Genomic DNA, 23029 nt, shown 5'->3' with positions numbered 1-23029 from the left:
CCGCCGAAGCGGGGCTTGTTGTTTGCGTCAGTGACTCAGGTAGTGATTGGACAACCAGTTCAGCGCCCTCCCCGGCCGGGTCAGCGCATCGATGAAGCTGGGCCCCCAGAAGCGGATGTCGTTGGCTTCCAGCACCGCGTACATGTCGCGGTGGCGCGCCTGGCGCTCCTTCAGCGGCATGCGCAGCGCCTGCGCCATGGCATCGGCCAGGGCGCCACGATCATGGGGATTGATGATCAGCGCGCCACCCAGTTCGGCGGCCGCGCCGGCGAACTGGGAAAGAATCAGCACGCCGGGATCGTCCGGGTCCTGGGCGGCGACGAATTCCTTGGCAACCAGGTTCATTCCATCGCGCAGCGGCGTCACCAGGCCGATCCGCGCGTGGCGCATGACCATGGCGATGTCTGCTCGCTGGTGGTTGCGCGCCACATAGCGCAGCGGCACCCAGGACACCGCGCCGAATCGCCCGTTGATATGCCCTACCCGCGCGCTGACGGCGGCGTCGATGTCGGCGTACTCGGGGATGTCCTGGCGGCTGCCCGGTGAAATCTGCAAGCAGGTGACGCGGTTGTGCCAGTCCGGATTGAGTTCGAGGAAGCGCTCGTAGCCATCCAGCCGGTTGACGATGCCCTTGGAATAGTCGAGCCGATCCACCCCCACCATCAGCGCACGGCCGCCCAGGCTCTCGCGCAGGTCTTCGGCGGCCTGGCTCTGTGATGCTTCCTCGGCGAGACGGCGGAAACCGGCGGCATCCACGCCCACCGGGAACACGCCCACGCGAAAATGCTGGTCCTCCAGGTGATAGCGCCGGCCATCGGGGGTCGCCGCACCAACCACACGCGTGAGGTAACGGGCGAAGTTGCTGGCGTCGTTCTCGGTCTGGAAACCGATCAGGTTGTATTCGGTGAGCGCGCGGATCAGTTCGTCGTGGTGCGGCAACGCGGTGATGAGGTCGGCCGGCGGCATCGGGATGTGCAGGAAGAAGCCGATGCGGTTGCCGTGCCCGCGCTGCCTCAGGGCCGAGGCCAGGGGGATCAGGTGGTAGTCGTGGACCCAGAGGACGTCGTCCTCCTCCAGTAGCGGGCTCAGGCGTTCGGCGAAGAATTCGTTGACGCGCTGATAACCGCCGAACTCGGCCTCGTTGAACTCGGCAAGATCCACCCGGTAATGCAGGATCGGCCAGAGCACGCGGTTGGCGAAGCCGTTGTAGTACTCGTCGAAATCCTGCGGGTGCAGGTCGGTGAGGATGTACTGCAGGTTGTCGCGCTGGACCACGGTCAGCGGGCCCGGCTCCTCGGCCTTCTCGCCGCTCCAGCCGAACCAGATGCCCTCGCGGTTGCGCATGGCGGCTTCCACCGCCACGGCCAGCCCGCCCGGCGCCGGGCCGTTCTCATCGGGAATCGCGACCCGGTTGGATATCACCACGAGGCGCGGCATAGGCCTTCCTCCCAGCCAATGGAAAGACGCATGGCCGAGTTGATCAGCCCCGCCATGGAATAGGTCTGTGGAATGTTCCCCCACAGCTCGCCGGTATGTGGGTGCAGGTCCTCGGAGAGCAGCCCGTAGCTATTGCGCGCGGCGATGAGCTGCTCGAACAGCTGGCGCGCCTCCTCGGTACGGCCGATGGCGGCCAGCGCGTCGAGGTACCAGAACTTCACCACCAGGAAGGCGGTTTCCGGCACGCCGAAATCGTCCGCCGCGGCGTAGCGCAGCATCTGGCCGTTGACGTTGAGCTCGCGGCCGATGCATTCGACGGTCGCGATAAAGCGCGGATCGTCAGCTTCGATGATCCCCAACTCGTTCATCAGCAGCACGCTGGCGTCGAGGTCGTCGTGGCCGAAGGCGCCAGTGAAGCACTGCTTCTTCTCACTCCAGGCCTTGGCGAGGATCTGTTCGCGCAGGTTGGCCGCCTTGTCCATCCAGCCAGCGGCTTCCTCGCTGCGCCCCAGGCGCCTGGCGATGCGCCCGACGCGGTCGCAGGCGACCCAGCAGAGCAGCGCGGAATGCGTATGGACACGCTGGCGGCCGCGGTACTCCCAGATGCCGGCATCCGGCTCGAAAGCGGCGTGCACGGCCTTGGCGGCGAGGTTTTCCAGCAGGTGCAGCATGCCCTCGCTGCTCGGGTTAGGCAGGCGCTCGTCGACGAAGCTCTGCAGGACCGCCAGGGCAACCGAGCCGAACACGTCGTGCTGGTTCTGCTCCACCGCCTGGTTGCCGACGCGCACCGGCGCGTGATTGAGAAAACCGGCGAGGTCCGGCTCGACGCGTTCGCTGGTGTCCTGGTTGGGAATGATCCCGTACAGCGGCTTGAGCTCGGCGTCGCCGCTGGCCACGGTGGTGATGAAGTCGATGTAGCCCTCCATGGTCCGCGTCGCGCCCAGGCGGTTGAGGGCGAGGATCACGAAGTAGGCGTCGCGCAGCCAGCAGTAGCGGTAGTCCCAGTTGCGCTGGGAATCCGGCGCCTCCGGTATGGAGGTGGTGGCGGCCGCGATGATCGCGCCGGTGTCCTCGAAGTTGCACAGTTTCAGGGTGATCGCCGAGCGGATCACCACCGCCTGCCACTCGAAGCAGATCGCCAGGCCACGCACCCAGTCGTGCCAGTGGTTCTGGGTGCGCTTGAGGTAATCGCGGACGACTTCGCCCGGAGCATTGTCCAGCGGTTCGTCGAGGCCGATCACCAGGCTCACGGGGTGGCGCAGGGCGAACGGTGTTTCGTGCTGGATGTAGGCCAGCGGCGCGTCAGTGGTCAGGCGCAGCGGCTCTTCGCCCTCCAGGTAGCGGATATGGCTGGAGCCCGTGACGCCCTGGCTGGGCTTGCCGTAGCCGTGGGTCGGACGCACCCGCAGGGTGATTTTCGGCACGCCTTCGATGGGTTCGACCAGCCGGCACAGCTGCGCCGGGCGATAGACGTGGCCGTGCTGCAGGAAGCGTGGGGCGAAGTCGGTGATGCGCACCGCGCCACCGCTGTCATCGCGCAGCACGGTGGTGATGATCGCCGTGTTGCGCTGGTAATCGGACGTCCTGCTGATCTGGTTCTCCAGCACCACATCGGCGAAACCTTTTTCGTCGTCCCCGGCCAGCAGCCGGGAGAAGGTCGGGTCACTGTCGAAATTCGGGTAGCACCACCAGACCAGTCGCGCCTGCGGATTGACCAGGGCGGCCACCCGGCAGTTGCCGATCAGGCCCAGTTCCAGAGCACCTTCGTGCCGGTTCGTCATCGGTGGTTTCCTCCTGCTTGCATCAGTGCATGACGGACTTGCTGCGCATCGCTGAAGACGGCGCTGGCGCCGGGCAACGCGCGCCCGACGGACAGCCCGAGGCCGCCCAGCGTCGGCATCAGCGCGATGGCGGGCTCGTCGGTGACGTCGTCGCCGATGTACAGCGGCAGGCGCCCGGCGAAGCCCGGCATTTCCAGCAGCCGCTGGACGGCGCGGGCCTTGTCGACGCCTTCGTTGACGACTTCGTAAACCTGCTTGCCATTGAGCAGCCGCAACCCGGTACCTGCCGGAGAGCGCAACAACGACTGCAACTCGACGCGCAGATCGGTGGCCAGCGAGGGTACGGAGCGGTAGTGCAGTGCAAGGCTGCTGCCCTTGTCCTCGACATGGATTCCGACATGCCGGTTCGCCAGGGCGTTCAACTGCACTCGCACGCTGGCGGGCAGGTCCCTGGTGGTACGACGCAACGGGCTGTCGCCGCTCTCGCGCCAGTGGGCGCCATGACCGCCGCTGGCGGCGAGACGCAGGGGGTGGAAGAGCCGGTCGAGTTCTTCGACCGGGCGGCCGCTGATCAGGGCCAGGGCACCATCGAGTCGGCGATGCAGGTGCGTGAGTGCATCGAGCAGCCCGGGCGGTACGACGACCGCGCCGGGTGATTCGGCGATGTCCAGAAGGGTTCCGTCGACATCCAGGAACACTGCGGTCTGCTGAGGTCGGCTGAGCCAGAGGTTCAGCAGCGCAGTGGCTGAGGCCTCGCTTTGCGGGACCATGGCCGTGTCGACAGGTCCCCTCGATGCGGGACGTGACATGAGCCATTTCTCCTTGTTCAGGGCGTGCCGCGCGGCCGTGGGTAGCCGGTGCGGACGTGAAAGGGAGCACAAGGACCCTAACATGGGAGGCCACCAGGGTCGACCTCGGATTGCCCTGGCTGCCCTGTCGGGAAGGCTCGAGCCAGCGCTGGCGACACCTGCGCCACATCGAACTGCCGCCGACCCTGCCGGTGGCCGCTGTGATCGGGGACGCTGGGCATTCGCCACCTCGACGGCGGTGCTGCCGGGAAGCGCCGGTCGATCGTGGCGTCGGTAGTGGCACTCAACCGCTTCCGCCAGGGATACGGAAGAAGCTGACAAACCGGAAGCGGTTCCGATGGGATTTCCCTGACAGAAGAACTGGAATCATCCGCCTCACATCAAGGGCAGCCTTCCTGAGAATACACAGGGCCAATCTTCCGTGAGAAAACCCATGCCTCCGCTCTCCGCGCTGGTACTCCAGGCTTCCGGCCTGCACCGCTCGACCGCTGTCACCGCACTGCATCATCTGGGCTACAGCTTCCTGTCGGAAGTTTCCAGCAACGCATTCGCACTGGATCGGCTGCGCAGCCAGGGGGGCGTCCACTTGCTGATCTGCGATGTGCGCATCGATCCGGTTGCCCGCCTGGAATTCCTTCAGACCGTTGCCCGCGAGCGCCTGGCCCACGGCGTGGTAGTCAGCGGGGAGATGGCCCCGGGCACCTGGAGTGCCCTCTCGTATCTCCTGCAATTGCAGGGCATGAAGGTCTTCTGGCTGGGTAACGATGCCGCCACTCTGGAGCGCCTGCGGGCGCTGCTCAGCGACTTCCAGCCATCGAGTGGCCAGCTCGGCCTGCCGCTGGCAGAGAGCAGCACGGCGGACGATGGCGAACCGGCAGGCCTGCCGGCGCGCGGTAAGCTGCGCGCCTACCTGCAACCCAAGGTCAACGTCGCCACGGCGCAGGTCTATGGATTCGAAGTGCTCGCTCGCTGGCAGCTGGAAGAAGGCACGGTGCTGCTACCCGCAGAGTTCCTGCCCGCCCTGCGCCGCGCCGGCAAGCTCGACGGCATGCTCTTCGAGTTGATGACCCAGGCTGTCGAAGCGCTGCGCGCCCAGGGCAGCAACGAGCTGAAGCTGTCCTTCAACCTGGAAGCCGAGCAGATCGCCCAGATCGATTTCGCCGCCACCGTGGAGAGGAATCTACGCGGGCTGGACATCGAACCCCAGCGAATCACCTTCGAGCTGACCGAATCCTCGCCGCTGCATGCCCCACCGCTGAGCCTGGAGAACGTGCTGCGTCTGCGCCTGCTGGGTTGCGGCCTGGCCATCGATGATTTCGGTTGCGGACACTCCACCCTGCAGCGCCTGATGGAGCTGCCCTTCACCGAGATGAAACTCGACCGCCACCTGTTGGCCGACGTGAACAAAGGCGACCCGCGCCGCCTGATCGTATTGCGCAATGCCCTGGCGCTGGGCCGCGAGCTGGGGCTGAAGGTCATCGCCGAGGGCGTGGAGAACGCCGTGCAGCTTCGCCAGCTGCAGCAACTGGAGTGCGATTGTGCGCAGGGTTATCTGTTCGGCAAGCCGATGGATGCCAGCCAGATCGGCACCTTCCTGCGCGGTGCACCACTGCGGCTACAGAAGCTGGAAGCGGTTCCGGCAATGCGTCCGGCGCAGTGAAGCACAGAAAAGAAAACGGCTGTTGCGAACTTCCTGTCCGCAACAGCCGTCTGGATTGTCCTCAGCAAAGGACACGGGAATTGTAGGCCATTGGCCATCAAGCCGTCTTCCCAGTTCTCCCGCATGGTCTGCAAATAGACACAAACGCGACAAAGAGCCGCAAATTACCCCTTCGATAGCCACCTATTCGCGGCACATTCGTCCCAATATCGTCGGTCATACAGCGATCGCTGCTGCGTTCCACCTTCACTGGCGTGACGCCCATCACCGCTTTTCGCCCTAGCCCGCCGATGAACTGTCTGGTTACCATGCCGGCCCGCACGCTGGACGCCAGGAAGGCACACAATCAAAAGGATCGCCCCAGCGCCGCCCACCTCTGTATTGGCAGCCGATACATGTCCCAGACCTCCGCGCGTCCGTCCCGTCGCCCGCTATTTCGCCTGGCTCTGACCGGTGCCAGTTTCGTCATCGCCGCCGCCGTGGCCTTCTTCGCCTGGCAGGACTTCTACCCTGTGCAGGCAGCCAATGGCTGGTCCGTCGCGGTTCTGCACCAGAACGTGCAGAAGGCTGCATCGCTGGTCCCGCTTGCCGATGGCGGCCTGCTGGTCAGCCAGGAGCTGAAGAAGGACAAGGGCAACATCCTGCGCATCGCCGCCGATGGCCAGCGCCGGGTCATGGTCGACGGGTTATCCAAGCCTGACGGCATGATCGCCGCACAGGGCGGCTGGGTGTTCAGCCAGGAGTCCGACGGCAGGCCGGTGCAATTGCTCAAGGATGGCAAGATCACCGACCTGTTCATGGGCCAGTCGGTACAGGGCCTGTGGGACGACGGCGAGAATCTCTACGCCATCGAGGACCGCCGCGAGGATGGCCGTCTGCTGCGTTACCGCTGGAGCGATGGCGAGCTGACCGTGCTGCGCGACAAGCTGCAGGAGACCGAATCCGTCACCCGCTGCACCGACGGCAAACTGCTCTACACCGAGAAGAAGAAAGGCGTGGTGCACCAGTTCAGCGATGACGGCAAGGACCCCATCCTGCTCTCGGGCCTGAACCAGCCGACCTTCCTGATGTGCGACGCCCGCGGCCTGTGGATCAGCGAAGACTCCACCCACCGTGCCCGCCTGCTGCTATGGGACGGCAAGGGGGAACCGCGCACCATCCTGTCGTTCCTCAAGGCCCCGCAATCCATCGTGCCGGACGGCAAGGGCGGCTACCTGCTCGCCGAAGGCGGCCGCGACCGCGTCCTGCAACTCACGCCGGGCAGATGACGCCGCCGGGCGGTCTCCAGGGCCGCCCTATTCCCGCCCCGCTGGCATGACCAGGCCGGGTATCACCTCGACCAGCGCATCGATCGCCAGGCGCACCTTGCGCGGCAGCTGAGTGGTCTGCAGCCACGTCGCGTGCACGTCGTAGAGAAAACCCGGCTGCCCTGGCAGCAACTCCTCCAGCGCGCCCTGCGCGATGACTTCCCGCACCAGCCAGTAAGGCAGCCATGCCAGCCCCATGCCGCGTGTGGCTGCATCGGCTATGGCGGCCAGGTCGTCGAAGCGCAACCGGGAGCTCGGCGCGAACTCTTCCGGCGACTGCCCCTCGCGAGGGAACAGCCAGGGGTTGATCCGCCCGGAGCGGTGGTAGACCAGCAGGCGGTGAGCCGCCAGCTCGGCGATGCCGTCCGGCCGTCCATGGACCGCCAGATAGGCTGGCGCCGCGCAGACCACCATGCGCTGCCGGCCGATGCGGCGCGCGATGATGCCGTCTCTGGGCTGCGGCTCGCCGGTGCGGATCGCCAGGTCGATCTGCTCTTCCGCCAGGTCCGTCAGCCGGTCGCTGAAACGCAGGTCCAGCTCCAGTTGCGGGTAGCGCTGCGCCAGCTCCAGCAGGACTGGCGCCACGCAGCGCCGGCCGAAATGCACTGGCATGGCCACCCGCAGCCTGCCGCGCGGCTCGGCCACTTCACCGGCGGCGAGGATGTCCGCCGCCTCGGCATCGGCCAGCAGCGCGCGACAGCGTTCGTAGTAGATCCGCCCGGCCTCGGTCAGGCTCTGCCGGCGCGTGCTGCGCAGCAGCAACTGGGCACCCAGGCGTTCTTCGAGAAAGCGCACATGCTTGCCCACCATGGGCGCGGACATTTCCAAGGCATCCGCCGCCGCCGCGAAGGACCCGAGGTCCACCGCGCGAACAAAGACTTCCATGCTGGTCAGACGATCCATTCGGAACTCCTGATTTCGACTGATTGTTTCTATACGCCATTTATTGGGCGAAACCCATGACTGATAGTCGCTTTACGTCAAATCAATTTCGTATGGGAGCATCACATGGAAAGCATCAAGACCCGCGCAGTGCGTTTCCACCAGTTCGGCGGCCCGGAGGTCCTGCGCATCGAACCAGTGGAGGGTCGCCAACCCGGCGTGAACGAAGTCAGCATCCGGGTCAAAGCCCTGGGACTGAACCGCGCCGAAGCGCTGCTGCGGACTGATCGCTACATCGAGAGCCCGCAGTTCCCCTCCGGGCTCGGGCTGGAAGCCACAGGCGTGGTCGAGGCCGTGGGCAGCGCGGTGCGCGGGTTCGCGCCGGGTGACGCGGTGAGTGTCCTGCCGCCGACCTCGATGCAGCAGGACCCTACCCACGCCGAGCGCCTGGTGGTCCCGCAAGCTCGCCTGGTGAAGAACCCGCCGGGGCAGGCCTGGAGCGACGCCGCGGCCACCTGGATGCAGTACCTCACCGCCTATGGCGCGCTGGTCCAGGTAGCCGGGCTGCGCGAGGGAGATTTCGTCGTCATCACCGCCGCGTCGAGCAGCGTCGGCCTGGCCGCCATCCAGATCGCCCGTCGCGCAGGCGCGGTGCCCATTGCGGTGACCCGCACGTCGGCCAAACGCGAAGCCCTGCTGCAGGCCGGCGCCGCCGAGGTCATTGCCAGCAAGGAGGAGAACCTGCGCTCACGCCTGCTCGATATCTCCGGCAAGGCCGGTGTGCGGGTGGTGTTCGACCCGGTGGGCGGCCCGATCTTCGAACCGCTGACCGCGGCCATGGCCGAAGGCGGCATCCTCATCGAGTACGGCGGCCTGAGCCCCGAGCCCACGCCCTTCCCCCTCTTCGAGGTGCTCAGTCGCTCGCTGGTCCTGCGCGGCTACCGGGTCTACGAGGTGCTCGAAGATCCGCTGCGCCAGCAGGAAGCCAAGGATTACATTCTCGCCGGCCTTGCCGATGGCTCGTTGCGCCCGGTGATCGCCCGCACTTTCGCCTTCGACGAGATCGTCGAGGCCTACCGCTACCTGGAGTCCAACCAGCAGTTCGGCAAGGTGGTGGTCACGCTGTAGGCGCGGCAGGCAACCAGGCGACTCGGATACACTGCATCGGGCGCGGCCCCCTGCCGCGCCCGATGCCGCGGAGCCGAGATGCCAAGGGAAAACTTCAACGACCTGATCGCCTTCGTCACCGTGGCGCGCGAAGGCAGCTTCACCAAGGCGGCGGCGCAACTGGGCGTCTCCCAGTCGGCGCTGAGCCACACCATCCGCGCGCTGGAAACCCGCCTGGGCCTGCGCCTGCTCAGCCGGACCACGCGCAGCGTCTCCCCCACCGAAGCCGGTGAGCGACTGCTCACTACCCTGGCTCCGCGCTTCGAGGAGATCGAGGCGGAACTAGCGGCCCTCAGTGACTTCCGCGACAAGCCGGTCGGCACCCTGCGCATCACCGCCGCCGAACACGCGGCCAGTACCGTGCTCTGGCCGAAGCTGTCGAAAGTGCTGCCGGACTACCCCGACATCAAGGTCGAGGTCAGCATCGACTACGGCCTGACCGACATCGCCGCGGAGCGCTTCGATGCCGGCGTGCGCCTGGGCGATCAGGTGGCCAAGGACATGATTGCCGTGCGCATCGCCCCGGACCTACGCATGGCGGTTGTGGCGAGCCCCGGCTATCTCGCGCGCAAGGGCCAACCAGCCGATGTGCCGGCGCTCGCCGGGCATGATTGCCTGAACCTGCGGCTACCGACTTACGGCGGGCTGATGGCCTGGGAATTCAGCAAGGACGGTCACGAGGTGAAGGCCCGCGTCGAAGGGCAACTGACCTTCAACAGCAGCCCGCACATTCTGCGCGCTGCGCTGGATGGCTTCGGCCTGGCCTATCTCCCCGACGACATGGTTACCGAGCATGTCGCCGCCGGGCGCCTGGCGAAGGTACTGGAAGACTGGTGCCCGACCTTCCCCGGCTACCACCTCTACTACCCGAGCCGACGGCAGAAGTCCCGCGCCTTCTCGGTGCTGGTGGACGCACTGCGCCACCAGCAATGAGCGCCGGCCGCCGAACGCGTCCGGCGCGGCGCCTCAGGCCAACGTCGCGAGATCGATGACGAAGCGGTAGCGCACGTCGGAGCGCTCCATGCGCTCGTAGGCGTGATTGATCTCGTCCATGCGGATCATCTCGCACTCCGGCAGGATGTTCTTCCTGGCGCAGAAATCGAGCATCTCCTGGGTTTCGGCAATGCCGCCGATGGGCGAGCCGGCGATGCGCCGACGTCCCAGCAGCAGCGGTACGGTGCTGATCTCGTCCACCGGACCGACCTGACCGACCAGCACCAGGGTGCCGTCGACGTCCAGCAGCGGCAGGTACGGCTTGAGGTCATGCTTCACCGGCACGGTGTCGATGATCAGGTCGAAGCCGTTGGCGGCGGCCTTCATCGCATCGGCGTCGGAGGACGCCAGCAGCGCATCCGCCCCCAGGTCCAGGGCATCCTGGCGCTTGTCCGCGGTGCGGCTGAGCACAGTGACGCTGGCGCCCAGGCCGACCGCCAGCTTCACCGCCATGTGTCCCAGCCCGCCGAGACCGACCACGCCCACGCGGCTGCCCGGCCCGACGTTCCAGGTGCGCAGCGGCGAATAGGTGGTGATGCCGGCGCACAGCAGCGGCGCGGCCTTGCTCAGGTCCAGGCCGTCCGGCACGCGCAGGACAAATTCCTCGCGCACCACAAGCTGCTTGGAGTAGCCGCCCTGGGTCGCCTCGCGAGTCACGCGGTCACGGTCGTTGTAGGTCTGGGTGTTGCCTTCGCGGCACAGCTGTTCCTCGCCCTTGCGGCACTGGTCGCACACCTGGCAGGAATCCACCATGCAGCCCACCGCCACGGCGTCGCCGACCTGGTAGCGGGTGACCTTCGAGCCGACGGCGCTGACCCGGCCGACGATCTCGTGGCCCGGCACCATCGGGTAGCGGCTGAAGCCCCAGTCGTTGCGCGCCTGGTGCAGGTCGGAGTGGCAGACGCCGCAGTAAAGGACATCCATTGCCACGTCATTGTCGCGCAGCGAGCGTCGTTCGAAGGTAAAGGGAGCGAGCGGGTCCTGCGGGTTCTGCGCAGCATATCCAAGGGTCTTCATCGGCATTGCTCCTCAAGGTCATTAACGGGCCGGGCGGCCTTCGACGGGATAGGCAGGATCGCTGTAGCCGGGAGTGGAGGCGTGGCCAGGCGGCACCAGGCTGTCCACCAGCGCCTCGTCTTCGGCGGTCAGTTGCAGGTCCAGTGCCGGCAGGTAGCCGTCCCAGTGCTCCTCGGTACGCGGGCCGGCGATGATCGAGCTGACCAACGGGTTGTTCAGCACCCAGGCCAGGGCGAACGCGGCCGGCGTGGTACCGCGGGCCACCGCGTGCTCGGCGATGCGCTGGGCGATCTGCAGGGATTCAGGACGCCATTCGGTCTGGTGAATGCGTTTATCGCCACGGCCAACGCGGGAGTCCACCGGCGGTTCGGCGCCGGGCCGGTACTTGCCGGTGAGGATGCCGCGGGCCAGGGGGCTGTAGGGCACCACTCCGATGCCGAAGTGACCGGCGACCGGCAGTTGCTCGACCTCCGCGGTGCGGTCCACCAGGTTGTACAGCGGCTCGCTGCAGATCGGCCGGTCCATTCCCAACTGGTCGGCCAGGCGTACCACCTCGGCGATGCGCCAGCCGCGGAAGTTGGACAGGCCGTAGTAGCGCACCTTGCCCTGGCGGATCAGCTCGCCCACCGCGCGCAGGCCCTCTTCCAGCGGCGCGGCGACGTCGGTGCGGTGGAAGTAGAGGATGTCCAGGTAGTCGGTGCCCAGGCGCCGCAGGCTGTCCTCCACCGACTGGTAGATCCACTTGCGCGACTGGCCGCGCTGGTTCGGGCCATCGCCCAGGGCATTGCCGAACTTGCTGGCGATCACCCAGTCATCCCGGCGGGCGGCGACCGCGCGGCCGACCACCTCTTCGGAACGGCCCTTGTGGTAGACGTCGGCGGTATCGATGAAGTTGACGCCCTGCTCCAGGGCCTTGTCGATGATGCGCCGCGAGGTCGGCTCGTCGGTCTCGCCGCCGAACATCATGGCGCCCAGGCACAGGGGTGAGACTTTCAGGGCGCTGCGGCCCAGGTAACGGTATTCCATGGAGTACTCCTCAGGCGGCATCGCGCTCGGCAAATACGCGGCGGGCGACGCCCAGTGCGGTGGAGGCCGTGGGCCAGCCGGAATAGAAAGCCAGGTAGGTGATGGCCTCGATCAGCTCCTCGCGGGTCAGGCCGTTGTCCAGCGCCTTGCCCAGGTGAAAATAAAGTTCGTTGGCCTGGTAGCGCGCCACCAGGCTGGCCACGGTGACCAGGCTGCGGTCACGCGGCGAGAGGCCGGGGCGTTGCCAGACATCGCCGAACAGCACCTGGTCGGTGTAGTCGGCCAGCGCCGGGGCGATGTCGCCGAAAGCCTTGTGGGCGGTAGAAGCTGGTTCGCTCATGGGGTTCTCCACTTCGCTGTTCGATAGGCGGACCATGCTAGGTCGCCGCGCACTATCGATTAAGAGGGGAAACGCGTTTGGACCTATGAAGGACTCTCATGAATGACCGGGCATAATCCATGAGCCACACTCATAGGCGAATGCGCTTCCAGCCGTCTAATCACACTGAAAGTCCTTGAGTAAAGTCCATTCCAGACGTTTCGCCGGGCAATACTGCCCTTCCCGCTTCAGGACTGACTTTCGATTGGAGAGACCTCGATGGACAAGCGCACACTGGGCCGCACCGGCCTGCAGGTATCGGCACTGGGCCTGGGCTGCATGGGCCTGAGCTACGGCTATGGCCCGGCGGTCGATCGCTACGATGGCATCCGTTTGTTACGCAGTGCCTTCGACAGCGGCGTGACCTTTTTCGACACCGCCGAGGCCTACGGCCCCTTCGCCAACGAAGAGCTGCTGGGCGAAGCCCTGGCACCGGTCCGTGACGACGTGGTGATCGCCACCAAGTTCGGCTTCGCGAGCGGTGACGTCGGCCTGGGCCTCGACAGCCGCCCGGAGAACATCCGCGCCGTGGCGGAGGCGTCGCTCAAGCGCCTGAAGACCGACCGTATCGACCTGTTCTACCAGCACCGCGTCGACCCGAACGTGCCCATGGAAGATGTGGCCGGCGCCGTCGGCGAGCTGATCCGCGAGGGCAAGGTCAAGCACTTCGGCCTCTCCGAAGCCGGCCCGGAATCCATCCGCCGCGCCCACGCGGTGCAGCCGGTGGCGGCGCTGCAGAGCGAGTACTCGCTGTGGTGGCGCGAACCGGAGCAGGAAATCCTCCCGCTGCTGGCCGAACTGGGCATCGGCTTCGTGCCCTTCAGCCCGCTGGGCAAGGGCTTCCTCACCGGCGCCATCGACGAGCGCACGCAGTTCTCGGCCAACGACTTCCGCAACATCGTCCCGCGCTTCTCGGAAGAGAACCGCAAGGCCAATGCCGGGCTGATCGAAGTGCTCGGCCGCATCGCCGACAGCAAGGGCGCGACCCGCGCGCAGATTGCCATTGCCTGGCTGTTGGCCCAGCAACCCTGGATCGTACCGATTCCCGGCACCACCAAGCTGCATCGCCTGGAGGAAAACCTCGGCGCGGCCACGCTGGCACTGGACTCCACCGACCTTGCTGCCATCGAAGCCGCGCTGCGACAGATCGAGATCGTCGGCGAGCGCTATCCGGCACACCTGCAGCAACGGGTCGGTCGCTGAGGCAGAGAAAGACCGGTGCCAGGTGGCACCGGGCATCGGCGATCAACCTTCGAAAGTGACCGGGCGCAAGGGCGCGGTGTTCACCTTCAGCTCGAACACGTCCGGCCGCGCGTAGTGGCCGCACACGTCGAAATCGAGGTTGCCCTGGTTGAGCTGGCCCATGTCGAGGTCGGCATAGAGCTCGGTTTCGCAGTCGAACACCGGCCCGGCCAGCACCTCGCCCAGCGGGCTGACGATCATGCTGCCGCCGCGCATCACGTAGTCGTCGTCCTTGAAGTCCAGGCCGAACGCCTCGCGGTGCTGCTGCGGATACTCGCCCAGGCGGATCGCCTGGCATGCGGAGAGCACGAACACTCGCCCCTCCAGGGCGATGTGCTGCATGGAGCTCGCCCACGACGGCCGATCATCGGCGGTCGGTGCGCAGTACAGCTCCACGCCCTGGGCGTACATGGCCTGGCGCAGCGCCGGCATGTAGTTCTCCCAGCAGATGACGCTGCCCAGCACACCGATCTCGCTGTTCACCGGCTCGATCGTCGAACCGTCGCCGAAGCCCCACACCAGCCGCTCCTGGCCCGTCGGCATGAGTTTGCGGTGGTAGCCGGCGATCCCACGCCCCGGCACCAGGGTAACGGCGGTGCAATACAGGGTGCGGCCGAAGCGCTCGATGATGCCAACCACGGTGATCACGCCGGTCTGTTCGACGAACTCGGCCAGCGTGGCCAGCTCGGGGCCGTCCAGCGCCACGGCGCCTTCGACGTAGCGCTGGTACAACTCGCGCCCGGCGCCGCTGCGGTTGCCGATCACGCTGCCGAAGCTGGCGCCCTTGGGATAGCCGCCGATGTAAGCCTCGGGGAAGACCGCCAGCCTGGCGCCCTGCTCCGCCACGCGGCGCAGGATGCCGCCGGCCTTCTCGACGCTGGCCATCGGCTCGTAGGGAACGGCGGCGGCCTGGATGATTGCTACACGGGTCATGGGGACTCCTGACTGCTGGTGAAAAGGGACTAGAAGCGGTTGATGTCGTTGTCGCGGGTTTCCGGCAGGGTCTTCCACAGCACCAGCAGGCACACCAGGGAAACCACCGCCAGATAGGCCGCGGGCAGGTTCGCGTCGCCGGTCTGGCGGATCAGCGCGGCGGCGATGAAGGGGCCGGGGCCGGCGAGTATGGCCAGCGCCAGGTTGTGGCCGAGCGCCGCGCCGGTGGAACGGATCGAGGCCGGGAATACTTCCACCAGCAACACCACGTCCATCACCGCGGTAATCGCCACCAACACGCCCATCACCGTCAGGCCGACGAGGATCGCCACCGGGTTGCCGGTGTTGAGCAGCAGGAAGATCGGATAGGCGAGAACCGTCAGCGCGGCAGCCGCGCCGAGCAACAGCTTGCGCCGGCCGATGCTGTCGCTGAGGCGACCGATCAGCGGGTTGACGATGACGTAGACCACCAGCGCGATGCTGCACAGCCACAGCGCACTGCTGCGCGGCAGGCCGACGGTGCTGACCAGGTGGTTGTTGGCGTAGGTGATGAAGTAGTACAGCGAGACGCCAAACAGCGCGGAGAAGGCGAAAGTGGTGATGAACGCGCGACGGCGCACGGCCTTGCTTGGCGCGTGGACCTGGTGCGAATCACGCTGGCGCACCATTTCCTCGTAGACCGGCGTATCGCCCAGTCTGCGACGGATGAACACGGCGATACCGGTCATCACGATGGACGCCACGAACGGCAGGCGCCAACCCCAGGCCGCCAGTTGCGCATCGTCGAGCGCCGAGGAAATGCTCGCCGCGGTGAAGGTGCCGAACAGGAAGGCCAGCCCCGCCGTACCGGTGATCACGCTGGCGGCGGTGGCGCGGCGGTTCGACGGCGCGCTCTCGACGATGTAGATGCCGGCGCTGGACCACTCGCCGCCGACCATCATGCCCTGGATGAAGCGCATGGCGATCAGCAGGATCGGCGCGGCGATGCCGATTGCCTCATAGGAGGGCAACAGGCCGATGATGGTGGTGCACACACCCATGCCGAAGACGGTGATGATCAGCACCGCGCGGCGGCCGAAGCGGTCGCCGACAGGGCCGAGGATCAGCGCGCCGAAAGGCCGCGAGAGGAAGCCGACGGCGAACACCGCCAGCGATGACAGCAGCGACACGCCCGGCGCGCTGGAGGGGAAGAACAGCATGCCGATCACGGCGGCGAAATAGCCGTAGATGGCGAAGTCGAACCACTCCATGAAGTTGCCGATGCCGACCGCCATGGCCCGCTTGCGGATGTCCGACTGCCCACCCCTGGTATGGATACTGCTAGCACCCACGCTTTGCGAAATCGCGTCCACAGGACTCTCCATCCCTTGTTATGTTTGTGTGGACGCCAGACTAGGAAGCCCCACGACCGCAGGGCAAACGATTAGGAAATATGAGCCGGATTAACGTACGTAATATCGCGCGGATCGACCTGAACCTGCTGCTGACCTTCCACTGCCTGATGACCGAGCGCAGCGCCACTCGCGCCTCGGCCATGCTGCACGTGACCCAGGGCGCGGTGAGCTCGGCCCTGCGCCGGCTGCGCGAGCACTTCGGCGATGAGCTGTTCATCCGCACGGCCTCCGGCATGCAGCCCACGCGCAAGGCGATGGAGCTGGCACCGAAGATCGCCGAGGCGTTGACGTCGATTTCCGGGGTGCTGGGCGCCGAACCGGATTTCTCGCCGCGCGATTCCAGCTACGTGTTCAATATCGGCCTGTCCGACGACATCGAGGCCTACCTCGCACCGCGCATCGTCAATGCCGCAGCCGCAGAAGGCCTGGGCGTGAGCTTCGCCTTCCACCAGAGCAACAGCTCGCTGTGGAAGCAATCGCTGAAGGACCCGGACATGGACCTGGTGATCTGCAGCGAACCCAAGGACTTCAACACCAGCTATTCGTCGCAGGTGCTGTTCTCCTCGTCCTACGCCTGCCTGTTCCGCTCCCGTGGCCGTGCGGCGGATGAGCCGATTGCCCTGGAGGAATATTTCGCCGCCAACCACGTGCGGGTGTCCTACGACGGCCGGCGCGGCTTCATCGACGACATGTTCGAAGCGGCAGGCTACGCGCGGCGCGTCACCGCCTCCTTCACGCATTTCAGTGGCGCACTGACCACGCTGATGAGCAGCGAGGTGATCGCCACCATCCCCAGCTTCGCAGCCGAGAGCTACGCGGCCATGACCGACCTGAGTGTCAGCCCGGTGCCGTTCCCGGTGCCCTCTTTCCGCTGTTTCATGGTCTGGGACATCGCCCGGCACAACAAGCCGCACCACGAGTGGCTGCGGCAGTTCATCGGCGAACTGGCGCAGAAGCTCGGCTGACGGGAGTTTTTGATCTCGCAGGAGCGAGCTTGCTCGCAATCAGTTCTCCCGACGACTCGGGCGTCAAGCGGTTCGCGAGCGAGCTCGCTCCTACAGCTTGTCCAACGCCAGGGGGCGATACAGCGGCTCGCTGCTCAGCACCTTGATGCCTTCGGGAGAACTCTCCAACAGGCGACGCTCGCTGTCGGCCACCAGCAGTTCCAGGCCATAACCCAGCTCGCCCAGACAACAGGCAATGCTGCTCACGGCCTCCTTCGCCCACGGCAGGTCGGAATCGAAATGGCCGAGCAACTGGCCATGGCGCTGGATGATCAGACGGTACTTCTGCATGGAAATCTCTCGACGAAGAATCGGACTGGAATGAATCTTGGTATCGAATCGAAACCTTGACAGAGCCTACCGATCTGGCAGATTTTGTCCAGGTAGTTTTTGATCGACACCATATTCACCGGCTTCACCAGGAGTGTTCCGCGATGAACCTGCCCTCCATTCGCCTCGATGCCCTTCTCACTGGCCGCGCCGTGCCTTTCACCCGACCAGGCTCGCGCAGCGCCATTGCCAAGCTGCCGCGCCAGGCGGCACTGAGGGTGACCAGGCTGGGCCTGGAAAGCGATGAACAAGGTGATCTGCGTGTGCACGGCGGGGTGGAAAAGGCCATTCACCACTACCCCCGCGAGCACTACGCCGACTGGTCTGCCGAACTGGGCGAACACCCGCTGCTGAGCCTGCCCGGCGCATTTGGCGAGAACTTCAGCAGCACCGGCTGGACCGAGCGCGATCTCTGCCTGGGCGACCGCATACGCGCCGGCACGGCGTTGCTGGAGGTGTCGCAGGGGCGCATGCCCTGCTGGAAGCTCAACGACCGCTTCGACGTGGTGCAAATGGCCCTGCGGGTGCAGGAGTCGGGACGTACCGGCTGGTACTACCGGGTACTGGAGGAAGGCACCGTGGCCGCCGGTGCGACACTGGAAGTGGTCGAGCGTCCGTATCCCGACTGGTCGCTACAACGGCTCTCCGCCGTGCTGTTCGACAAGCGTGTGGATGCCGATGTCCTGCGCGAATGCCTGGAACTGCCGCTACCGCCCAACTGGCGCCGCACCCTGTCGCGGCGCCTGGAGAACGGCGCGGTGGAAGACTGGAGCCCGCGCCTGGAAGGCGCGCCGAAAGCCTGACTCAGGACTCCATGGCACGAGCCGGAACCTGCGCCGGCGCGCGGTGCAGGCCGATGGCCCAGAGCACGCCAACGGTGAGCAGAACAATCGCCAGCGCCTCCATCGGACCGGGCAAGCGCTGCTCGTTGATGTAGGCATAGGCGCAGGCGAACAACGTCTCGAAAACGATCAACTGCCCGCCCAGGCTCATCGGCAAGCGGCGCGTCGCCGCGTTCCACAGGCCATTGGCGACCCAGGAACCAAACACGGCGAGGAACAGCGACACCCAGAGGAACGCCATCCAGCGCTCCGCGGAAATGCCACTGGGCACTGCCTGCGGCGCAATCAGCACGCCGACGCCCGCCAGCATCACGGCCATCACGCCCGTCACCACGCCGATCAGCGTCGACCATTCGTGACTGTTGAAGTGGCTGGCCTTCAGGTAACGCGCGTTGGCGCTGGCATACCAGGACCAGCAGGCTACGCCGCAGAAGCCGCAGACAATGCCGAGAATGCGCTCGCCCGAGGTACTGCCGGCCGCCATCAGGGCCGAAGGGTCGAGGTTGATGCAGAGGATGCCCAGCGCCACCAGGGCCAGCGGCAGCTTCATTCGCGACAGCGGCAGCGAATCATGTTCCGAACGGCTCTGGTAGGCGATCGCCAGCGGCATGATGCCGTTGATCAGCGAGGCCGCCGCCACGCCGGCGAACTGCACCGCCGCCGAGAGCAGCGCGAAGTACAGCAGGTTGCCGGCCAAGGACAGGCGCACCAGCATCGAAAGGTCTTCGCGGCTGACCCGGCGCAACAGGCCGAGGGCCACCGGCAAGGCGATCAGCAACGAGATGGCGCCATACAGCGCGAAACGTACGGAGCTGATCAGCAGCGGGTTGAATTCCGGCACCAGCGACGGTGCCAGGATCACGCCGCCCCAGATTGCGCCTGCCATGCCTGCGTAGACCACCCCGCGTTTCATCTCCAACGACCTCGATACTGCAATGAATGCCTAGAAAGTGCCGCCACGGTAGCGGCTGTGCTAGCTTCTGACCAAGGATAAATCCGCACCGAGACATTCCCCGGAGGAATGCCAGACGCTTTCACTGGAGCCCCGTCATCAGCCGATATCTGCGCACCCTGCCGCCGCTGGAGACCCTCATCACCTTCGAGGCCGTTGGCCGCTGCGGCAGCTTCACCCAGGCCGCCACCGAGCTGTTCCTCACGCAGAGCGCAGTGAGCAAGCAGATGCGGGCGCTGGAAAGCAGCCTCAAGGTGCCGCTGTTCGAGCGCAAACCGCGTGGCGTCACCCTCACCGCTGCCGGCGCGGAGCTGCTGAGCACCGTGGACATGCTGCTGGAGCGCCTGCAGCACAGCGTGCGGCGCATCCGCAACGTGCACCAGAGCAACGCCGTGTCGGTACTTGCGACCCACGCGATGGCGCAGTTCTGGCTGTTCCCCAGGCTGATCGAGTTCAACAAGGCGCATCCCGGCATTGCCGTGCATGTGCACGCGATCAACGAGATGGACGAAGCCAGCCTGGTGGATTTCGACCTGGGCATCCTCTACGGCGCAGGCGACTGGACCACACTGGACAGCCGCTTCGTGCTGCCGGAAGTGGTCTACCCGGTCGCCCGCCCGGACTTCGACGCTTCGCGCATCACCAACCTCGACCAGCTCGCCGCCGCGCCGCTGGTGCAGCTGGATACCTCGGCCTGGAGCTGCCTGGACTGGCACGACTGGTTCGGCCACTTCGGCAAGGATTACCAGCCGGCGGAAAGCGACCCGGTGTTCAACCAGCTCACCCTCGCCTACCGCGCCGTGCAGCAGGGCATGGGCATCGGCCTGGCCTGGGGCTTCATGGCCGACGAAGCGGTGGCCAGCGGCGAAATGCAACGGGTGACCGACCTGGCCATGGTCACCGAGCGCGGCGAATACCTGGTATCGCTACGCCATCGAGAGCTGTCGCCGGCAGCCCGGCTGTTCCATGACTGGTTGCTGGCATCACTGGGCCTGGATGAAGCGACCGCGTAGCAACTCGATCACCTGCCCGATCGACGGCCCCTGCACCGCTGGCGGTACGGGCGCCTCGCCGAACTCGCGCCAGACGAACAGGGTCAGCTCGGCGCCGTCGGTCTGGGTGGCGGCATCCTCGATATGGGCGAACTGGCTCAGCGTGCGATAGCGCTCATCGGCCCAGAACAGCTCCTCCACCCAGGCGTACACCGGGATGAAATGGAAGTGGATCGGAAAGCCCGGCGAGTGACCGAAGCGGCCGATGTACAGCCATTTGGGCTGCAGCGTCTGTTCGAGGATGCGCTGGACCTTCGCCATCAGCCCGCCCATTTCAGCCAGCGCGGCTTCCGGCAGGTCGGCCAGGGAGCCCACCGGCTGCTTCGAACCGAGCATCAGGTAACCCGGCAGGGCGGACGCCAGATGGTGGTTGAGCAGCCAGTGCTCGGTCTGGTGGATGACGTGGGAGGAAGGAATCTGCATCGACTGGCGTCCGGCGAAACGGGACGCCAATCTAGCAGACACAGCTCTTGCAAGGGCGCTCAGGCGAGCGCGACCCAGCCGCGGAAGGCGAAACCGACGTAGAAGACCTCGATGCGGCTGAAGCCGGCCTCCCAGAGCAGCGCTTCGTCCTGCTCGGGAGTGAGGATGTTCAGGTGCGCGTCCACGGCGCTGCGTGCCTGCTGGGCGTTGGCCGGCTCCATCCCCGAGCTGACGGCGAAATCGGCATAGCGCGACAGCCAGCGCGCCCGCTCGCCAGCGCCTTGCGGTACGCACAGATGCGCCATGACGAAGGCAGAGCCGGGCTTGAGCCGGGAGTGGATCTCGCGCAGCGTGCGCAGGCGCTCCGCCTCGGGCAGAAAGTGCAGCGTCAGCAGGCAGGCGCCACCGTCGAACGGGCCTGGCGGTGCGTCATCGATATAGCCCTGCAGCAGGTCGGCCCGGCGTGCGTGCGGCCCCAGCATCTGCGCGGCCACCGCGAGCATCTCGGCGGAAGGGTCTACGCCCGTGAAGCGCCAGGACGGCTGGGCCTCGGCGAAGGCCCGTAGCTCCATGCCGCCGCCCGCGCCGAGCACCAGCAGGTGGCTGTCGGGCGGCGCATTCTCGGCCAGCAGGATGGCGGCCATGCGGTGCAGGTCAAACAGGCCGGGGACGAAACGTGGCGGATTTTCCGCATAGCGCGCGGCGGCATCAGGATCGTGGAACGGGGCCATCAGTTCGGAGTGGTTCACGGCGAGTCCTTTCGACGTCATTCGGAGGCGAACAGCTTTTTCAGTTCCCGCTCGCGGACGGCCTTGGCCATGGCGGTGAGGAACACCTTGAACAGCAGGCCGCAGAACAGAGCGGTCAAGGCGACGGTGAAGAAGGTCGCCACCAGCCAGTCGACCGCCGCCCAGCCGCTGGCGATCACTACCGGACGGTAGACCAGGGTGCCGGCGATCACCACCCAATGGCTGAAGCAGTAGAAGCACTGGAACAGGTGGCCGACCTGCGGGTGGGCCTTCCAGGCCAGCGCGCGCAGGGGTGCGAAGAGTTCGGTCTGGGTGACGGTCATGGACAGGGCGGATGCGGCGATGGCCAGCGCCAGGCAGGTCCACAGCGCACCGGCCAGTGGCGAGTTCAGGAGGTCAATCATGGGAGGGTTCCTGGTGGGTTCGGATTCTTTCGTTACTTTTAAAGTATCTTGATTGAACACACAGGGTCAACGCTCGGTATCGAGCGATGTTCATCGAGGGAGGGTCAGCGGTCCTGCGGGTAAAGCGTGCTGAAACGCTCGGCGAGATCGGCCAGCGACACGGCGCCCAGGCGTTCCAGGAGGATCGCCGTGGCCTGCTCCATGGCGTCCTGCAGCGCGGCGTTGACCACCTTTTCCACCAGGCAGCCCGGGTGCGCGTTGTCGAAACCCATGGCGAACAGGCGTTCGCTACCCACCGCGCGGTAGACGTCCAGCAGCGTCACCTGGCCGAGGTCGCAGTCCAGCGTCCAGCCGCCGCCGTGGCCCTTCTCCGAGCGCACGTAGCCGGCCTCGCGCAGCCCGCCCATGGTCCGCCGGACCACGGCCGGGTTGGTGCCGAGCATCCGGGCGATGCGTTCGGAGGTCACGGGCTGGTCGTCGCGGGCCATGTGCAGCAGCACGTGGAGCATGCGCGAGAGGCGGCTGTCGGTTCTCACTGCGGAATCTCGAAGGGAAATGCGCTGGCATCATCGCACCCCGCCGCTGCGCGGTTCAAACCCGCCCGCCACTGGAATTGCCATGGGAATGGGCGACAATGGCGGTCACGCGCCCTCCTCCGACTCGCCGCGAGCCTCCCGACCATGAACGATCTTTCCATCCAGCTGGTGCAGGCCGGCCCCGAGCACCAGGACCTGATCCGCAATCTCTACCAGTACTACGCCTACGAGTCATCGGACTGGGAGGACGAGGACGTGGAGGTCGACGGCCGCTTCTACATCCACGAAGAGCACCTGGCGCGCTACTGGAGCGAGCCGGAGTGGAGCGCCAACCTGATCCTCGCCGACGGCTTCATCGCCGGCTTCCTGCTGGTGGAAGGCAGCGAGTTGCCCGGCATCGATGCGCTGGAGCTATCGGACCTGTTCGTCCTGAAGAAGTACCGCCGCCTCGGTATCGGCCGCGCGCTGGCCAACCAGGTGCTACTGGGCAATCCGGGGCCCTGGCTGGTGCGTTTCTACGCACAGGACGAGGTCGCGGCAGCTTTCTGGAAGGCCGTATTCGCCGACCTGCCACGCCCGGTGCAGAACGTCGAGCCAGGAGACGATCCGCAGTTGATGAGCTACCTGATCAACCCGGCCACGCACTGATGGGCTGTACGCCAGGATCAGTCTTCTGTCATTTCCGATCATTGAGCGACTCGCCAACCCGG

The 23029-nt window shown here is 66.1% G+C and carries 24 protein-coding genes; 9 read left to right on the top strand and 15 right to left on the bottom strand.

The features are described 5' to 3' along the window. Nucleotides 1–27 precede the first annotated feature (27 nt). From otsA to otsB, 3 genes are read right to left on the bottom strand one after another with little or no spacing between them, the layout of a single operon-like run. The gene (otsA, locus tag A6723_RS17885; RefSeq protein ID WP_054909220.1) at nt 28–1437 is read right to left on the bottom strand and encodes an alpha,alpha-trehalose-phosphate synthase (UDP-forming); all 1410 of its coding nucleotides are present in this window, start codon (nt 1435–1437) and stop codon (nt 28–30) included. Continuing rightward, nucleotides 1419–3218 (bottom strand): glycoside hydrolase family 15 protein, encoded by a 1800-nt coding sequence (locus A6723_RS17880; protein ID WP_054909221.1) that lies wholly within the window; start codon nt 3216–3218, stop codon nt 1419–1421. Before A6723_RS17880 ends, otsA begins: the two co-directional genes overlap by 19 nt. After that, a complete protein-coding gene (otsB, locus tag A6723_RS17875) occupies nt 3215–4027 on the bottom strand; it encodes a trehalose-phosphatase (protein ID WP_256233821.1) in 813 nt (270 codons plus the stop codon). Before otsB ends, A6723_RS17880 begins: the two co-directional genes overlap by 4 nt. 433 nt (nt 4028–4460) lie before the next feature. On the opposite strand from otsB, the gene A6723_RS17870 reads away from it, so the two are divergent. Next, nucleotides 4461–5687 (top strand): EAL domain-containing protein, encoded by a 1227-nt coding sequence (locus A6723_RS17870; protein WP_054909223.1) that lies wholly within the window; start codon nt 4461–4463, stop codon nt 5685–5687. A gap of 395 nt (nt 5688–6082) precedes the next feature. Continuing rightward, complete coding sequence (locus A6723_RS17865) at nt 6083–6955, top strand: hypothetical protein (protein WP_054909224.1); 873 nt, start codon at nt 6083–6085, stop codon at nt 6953–6955. A gap of 27 nt (nt 6956–6982) precedes the next feature. On the opposite strand, the gene A6723_RS17860 is transcribed toward A6723_RS17865, so the two are convergent. Then, nucleotides 6983–7897 (bottom strand): LysR family transcriptional regulator, encoded by a 915-nt coding sequence (locus tag A6723_RS17860; RefSeq protein WP_054909225.1) that lies wholly within the window; start codon nt 7895–7897, stop codon nt 6983–6985. Nucleotides 7898–8002: 105 nt separating this feature from the next. Between A6723_RS17860 and A6723_RS17855 the strand changes: the two genes are divergently transcribed. Both A6723_RS17855 and A6723_RS17850 read left to right on the top strand, forming a co-directional pair. Beyond that, nucleotides 8003–9004: a zinc-dependent alcohol dehydrogenase family protein gene (locus A6723_RS17855; RefSeq protein ID WP_054909226.1), complete on the top strand. Its 1002-nt coding sequence runs from the start codon at nt 8003–8005 to the stop codon at nt 9002–9004. 78 nt (nt 9005–9082) lie between these two features. Further along, a complete protein-coding gene (locus tag A6723_RS17850) occupies nt 9083–9976 on the top strand; it encodes a LysR family transcriptional regulator (protein WP_054909227.1) in 894 nt (297 codons plus the stop codon). A gap of 33 nt (nt 9977–10009) precedes the next feature. On the opposite strand, the gene A6723_RS17845 is transcribed toward A6723_RS17850, so the two are convergent. The 3 genes from A6723_RS17845 to A6723_RS17835 are packed head-to-tail and all read right to left on the bottom strand — an operon-like array spanning nt 10010 to nt 12419. Next, nucleotides 10010–11053 carry an NAD(P)-dependent alcohol dehydrogenase gene (locus A6723_RS17845; RefSeq protein ID WP_054909228.1) on the bottom strand — a complete coding sequence of 348 codons (1044 nt, stop codon included), beginning with the start codon at nt 11051–11053 and terminating at the stop codon, nt 10010–10012. Nucleotides 11054–11074: 21 nt separating this feature from the next. After that, nucleotides 11075–12079: an aldo/keto reductase gene (locus tag A6723_RS17840; protein WP_054909229.1), complete on the bottom strand. Its 1005-nt coding sequence runs from the start codon at nt 12077–12079 to the stop codon at nt 11075–11077. 10 nt (nt 12080–12089) lie between these two features. Then, nucleotides 12090–12419, bottom strand: a complete 330-nt coding sequence (locus A6723_RS17835; RefSeq protein ID WP_054909230.1) for a carboxymuconolactone decarboxylase family protein — start codon at nt 12417–12419, stop codon at nt 12090–12092. Between the two features lie 258 nt (nt 12420–12677). Here A6723_RS17835 and A6723_RS17830 point away from each other — a divergent pair, with 258 nt between their 5' ends. After that, nucleotides 12678–13661, top strand: coding sequence for an aldo/keto reductase (locus A6723_RS17830; RefSeq protein ID WP_054909231.1), 984 nt, complete (start codon nt 12678–12680; stop codon nt 13659–13661). A gap of 42 nt (nt 13662–13703) precedes the next feature. Here the strand turns inward: A6723_RS17830 and A6723_RS17825 are convergent, their stop codons facing one another. Together A6723_RS17825 and A6723_RS17820 are read right to left on the bottom strand one after the other, a co-directional pair. After that, nucleotides 13704–14633, bottom strand: a complete 930-nt coding sequence (locus A6723_RS17825; RefSeq protein WP_054909232.1) for a carbon-nitrogen hydrolase family protein — start codon at nt 14631–14633, stop codon at nt 13704–13706. A gap of 29 nt (nt 14634–14662) precedes the next feature. Continuing rightward, the gene (locus A6723_RS17820) at nt 14663–15907 is read right to left on the bottom strand and encodes an MFS transporter (RefSeq protein WP_256233822.1); all 1245 of its coding nucleotides are present in this window, start codon (nt 15905–15907) and stop codon (nt 14663–14665) included. Between the two features lie 158 nt (nt 15908–16065). Between A6723_RS17820 and A6723_RS17815 the strand changes: the two genes are divergently transcribed. Further along, on the top strand, nt 16066–16992 hold the full coding sequence (locus A6723_RS17815) for a LysR substrate-binding domain-containing protein (RefSeq protein ID WP_054909234.1): 927 nt from the start codon (nt 16066–16068) through the stop codon (nt 16990–16992). A gap of 90 nt (nt 16993–17082) precedes the next feature. Here A6723_RS17815 and A6723_RS17810 read toward each other — a convergent pair whose 3' ends face one another. Then, a complete protein-coding gene (locus tag A6723_RS17810; protein ID WP_054909235.1) occupies nt 17083–17322 on the bottom strand; it encodes a hypothetical protein in 240 nt (79 codons plus the stop codon). A gap of 143 nt (nt 17323–17465) precedes the next feature. Between A6723_RS17810 and A6723_RS17805 the strand changes: the two genes are divergently transcribed. Continuing rightward, the gene (locus A6723_RS17805; RefSeq protein ID WP_054909236.1) at nt 17466–18164 is read left to right on the top strand and encodes an MOSC domain-containing protein; all 699 of its coding nucleotides are present in this window, start codon (nt 17466–17468) and stop codon (nt 18162–18164) included. A gap of 1 nt (nt 18165) precedes the next feature. On the opposite strand, the gene A6723_RS17800 is transcribed toward A6723_RS17805, so the two are convergent. Then, the gene (locus tag A6723_RS17800) at nt 18166–19116 is read right to left on the bottom strand and encodes a DMT family transporter (protein WP_054909237.1); all 951 of its coding nucleotides are present in this window, start codon (nt 19114–19116) and stop codon (nt 18166–18168) included. A 137-nt stretch (nt 19117–19253) separates the two neighbouring features. Here A6723_RS17800 and A6723_RS17795 point away from each other — a divergent pair, with 137 nt between their 5' ends. After that, nucleotides 19254–20168, top strand: a complete 915-nt coding sequence (locus A6723_RS17795; protein ID WP_054909238.1) for a LysR substrate-binding domain-containing protein — start codon at nt 19254–19256, stop codon at nt 20166–20168. Here the strand turns inward: A6723_RS17795 and A6723_RS17790 are convergent. The 4 genes from A6723_RS17790 to A6723_RS17775 all read right to left on the bottom strand — a co-directional run bounded on the left by A6723_RS17790 (nt 20139) and on the right by A6723_RS17775 (nt 22319). Continuing rightward, on the bottom strand, nt 20139–20630 hold the full coding sequence (locus A6723_RS17790) for an HIT family protein (protein WP_054909239.1): 492 nt from the start codon (nt 20628–20630) through the stop codon (nt 20139–20141). The genes A6723_RS17795 and A6723_RS17790 overlap by 30 nt on opposite strands. A gap of 59 nt (nt 20631–20689) precedes the next feature. Further along, nucleotides 20690–21361, bottom strand: a complete 672-nt coding sequence (locus A6723_RS17785; RefSeq protein ID WP_054909282.1) for a class I SAM-dependent methyltransferase — start codon at nt 21359–21361, stop codon at nt 20690–20692. A 35-nt stretch (nt 21362–21396) separates the two neighbouring features. Beyond that, a complete protein-coding gene (locus A6723_RS17780) occupies nt 21397–21783 on the bottom strand; it encodes a hypothetical protein (protein WP_054909240.1) in 387 nt (128 codons plus the stop codon). Between the two features lie 104 nt (nt 21784–21887). Beyond that, nucleotides 21888–22319 (bottom strand): Rrf2 family transcriptional regulator, encoded by a 432-nt coding sequence (locus A6723_RS17775; protein WP_064979827.1) that lies wholly within the window; start codon nt 22317–22319, stop codon nt 21888–21890. Between the two features lie 144 nt (nt 22320–22463). Between A6723_RS17775 and A6723_RS17770 the strand changes: the two genes are divergently transcribed. Next, nucleotides 22464–22967, top strand: a complete 504-nt coding sequence (locus A6723_RS17770) for a GNAT family N-acetyltransferase (RefSeq protein ID WP_054909242.1) — start codon at nt 22464–22466, stop codon at nt 22965–22967. The last annotated feature ends 62 nt before the right edge of the window (nt 22968–23029 follow it).

The organism is Pseudomonas sp. AU11447, from assembly GCF_001672555.2.
Lineage (GTDB): Bacteria > Pseudomonadota > Gammaproteobacteria > Pseudomonadales > Pseudomonadaceae > Pseudomonas > Pseudomonas nitroreducens.
Note: the sequence above shows the minus strand (reverse complement) of the source record. Positions and strands in the feature narration are given on the sequence as shown.

Coding starts and splice junctions, on each gene's coding strand:
- otsA (WP_054909220.1), bottom strand. CDS start 1,437: ATGCCGCGCCTCGTGGTGATATCCAACCGGGTCGCGATTCCCGATGAG.
- A6723_RS17880 (WP_054909221.1), bottom strand. CDS start 3,218: ATGACGAACCGGCACGAAGGTGCTCTGGAACTGGGCCTGATCGGCAAC.
- otsB (WP_256233821.1), bottom strand. CDS start 4,027: ATGTCACGTCCCGCATCGAGGGGACCTGTCGACACGGCCATGGTCCCG.
- A6723_RS17870 (WP_054909223.1), top strand. CDS start 4,461: ATGCCTCCGCTCTCCGCGCTGGTACTCCAGGCTTCCGGCCTGCACCGC.
- A6723_RS17865 (WP_054909224.1), top strand. CDS start 6,083: ATGTCCCAGACCTCCGCGCGTCCGTCCCGTCGCCCGCTATTTCGCCTG.
- A6723_RS17860 (WP_054909225.1), bottom strand. CDS start 7,897: ATGGATCGTCTGACCAGCATGGAAGTCTTTGTTCGCGCGGTGGACCTC.
- A6723_RS17855 (WP_054909226.1), top strand. CDS start 8,003: ATGGAAAGCATCAAGACCCGCGCAGTGCGTTTCCACCAGTTCGGCGGC.
- A6723_RS17850 (WP_054909227.1), top strand. CDS start 9,083: ATGCCAAGGGAAAACTTCAACGACCTGATCGCCTTCGTCACCGTGGCG.
- A6723_RS17845 (WP_054909228.1), bottom strand. CDS start 11,053: ATGAAGACCCTTGGATATGCTGCGCAGAACCCGCAGGACCCGCTCGCT.
- A6723_RS17840 (WP_054909229.1), bottom strand. CDS start 12,079: ATGGAATACCGTTACCTGGGCCGCAGCGCCCTGAAAGTCTCACCCCTG.
- A6723_RS17835 (WP_054909230.1), bottom strand. CDS start 12,419: ATGAGCGAACCAGCTTCTACCGCCCACAAGGCTTTCGGCGACATCGCC.
- A6723_RS17830 (WP_054909231.1), top strand. CDS start 12,678: ATGGACAAGCGCACACTGGGCCGCACCGGCCTGCAGGTATCGGCACTG.
- A6723_RS17825 (WP_054909232.1), bottom strand. CDS start 14,633: ATGACCCGTGTAGCAATCATCCAGGCCGCCGCCGTTCCCTACGAGCCG.
- A6723_RS17820 (WP_256233822.1), bottom strand. CDS start 15,907: ATGGCGGTCGGCATCGGCAACTTCATGGAGTGGTTCGACTTCGCCATC.
- A6723_RS17815 (WP_054909234.1), top strand. CDS start 16,066: ATGAGCCGGATTAACGTACGTAATATCGCGCGGATCGACCTGAACCTG.
- A6723_RS17810 (WP_054909235.1), bottom strand. CDS start 17,322: ATGCAGAAGTACCGTCTGATCATCCAGCGCCATGGCCAGTTGCTCGGC.
- A6723_RS17805 (WP_054909236.1), top strand. CDS start 17,466: ATGAACCTGCCCTCCATTCGCCTCGATGCCCTTCTCACTGGCCGCGCC.
- A6723_RS17800 (WP_054909237.1), bottom strand. CDS start 19,116: ATGAAACGCGGGGTGGTCTACGCAGGCATGGCAGGCGCAATCTGGGGC.
- A6723_RS17790 (WP_054909239.1), bottom strand. CDS start 20,630: ATGCAGATTCCTTCCTCCCACGTCATCCACCAGACCGAGCACTGGCTG.
- A6723_RS17785 (WP_054909282.1), bottom strand. CDS start 21,361: ATGGCCCCGTTCCACGATCCTGATGCCGCCGCGCGCTATGCGGAAAAT.
- A6723_RS17780 (WP_054909240.1), bottom strand. CDS start 21,783: ATGATTGACCTCCTGAACTCGCCACTGGCCGGTGCGCTGTGGACCTGC.
- A6723_RS17770 (WP_054909242.1), top strand. CDS start 22,464: ATGAACGATCTTTCCATCCAGCTGGTGCAGGCCGGCCCCGAGCACCAG.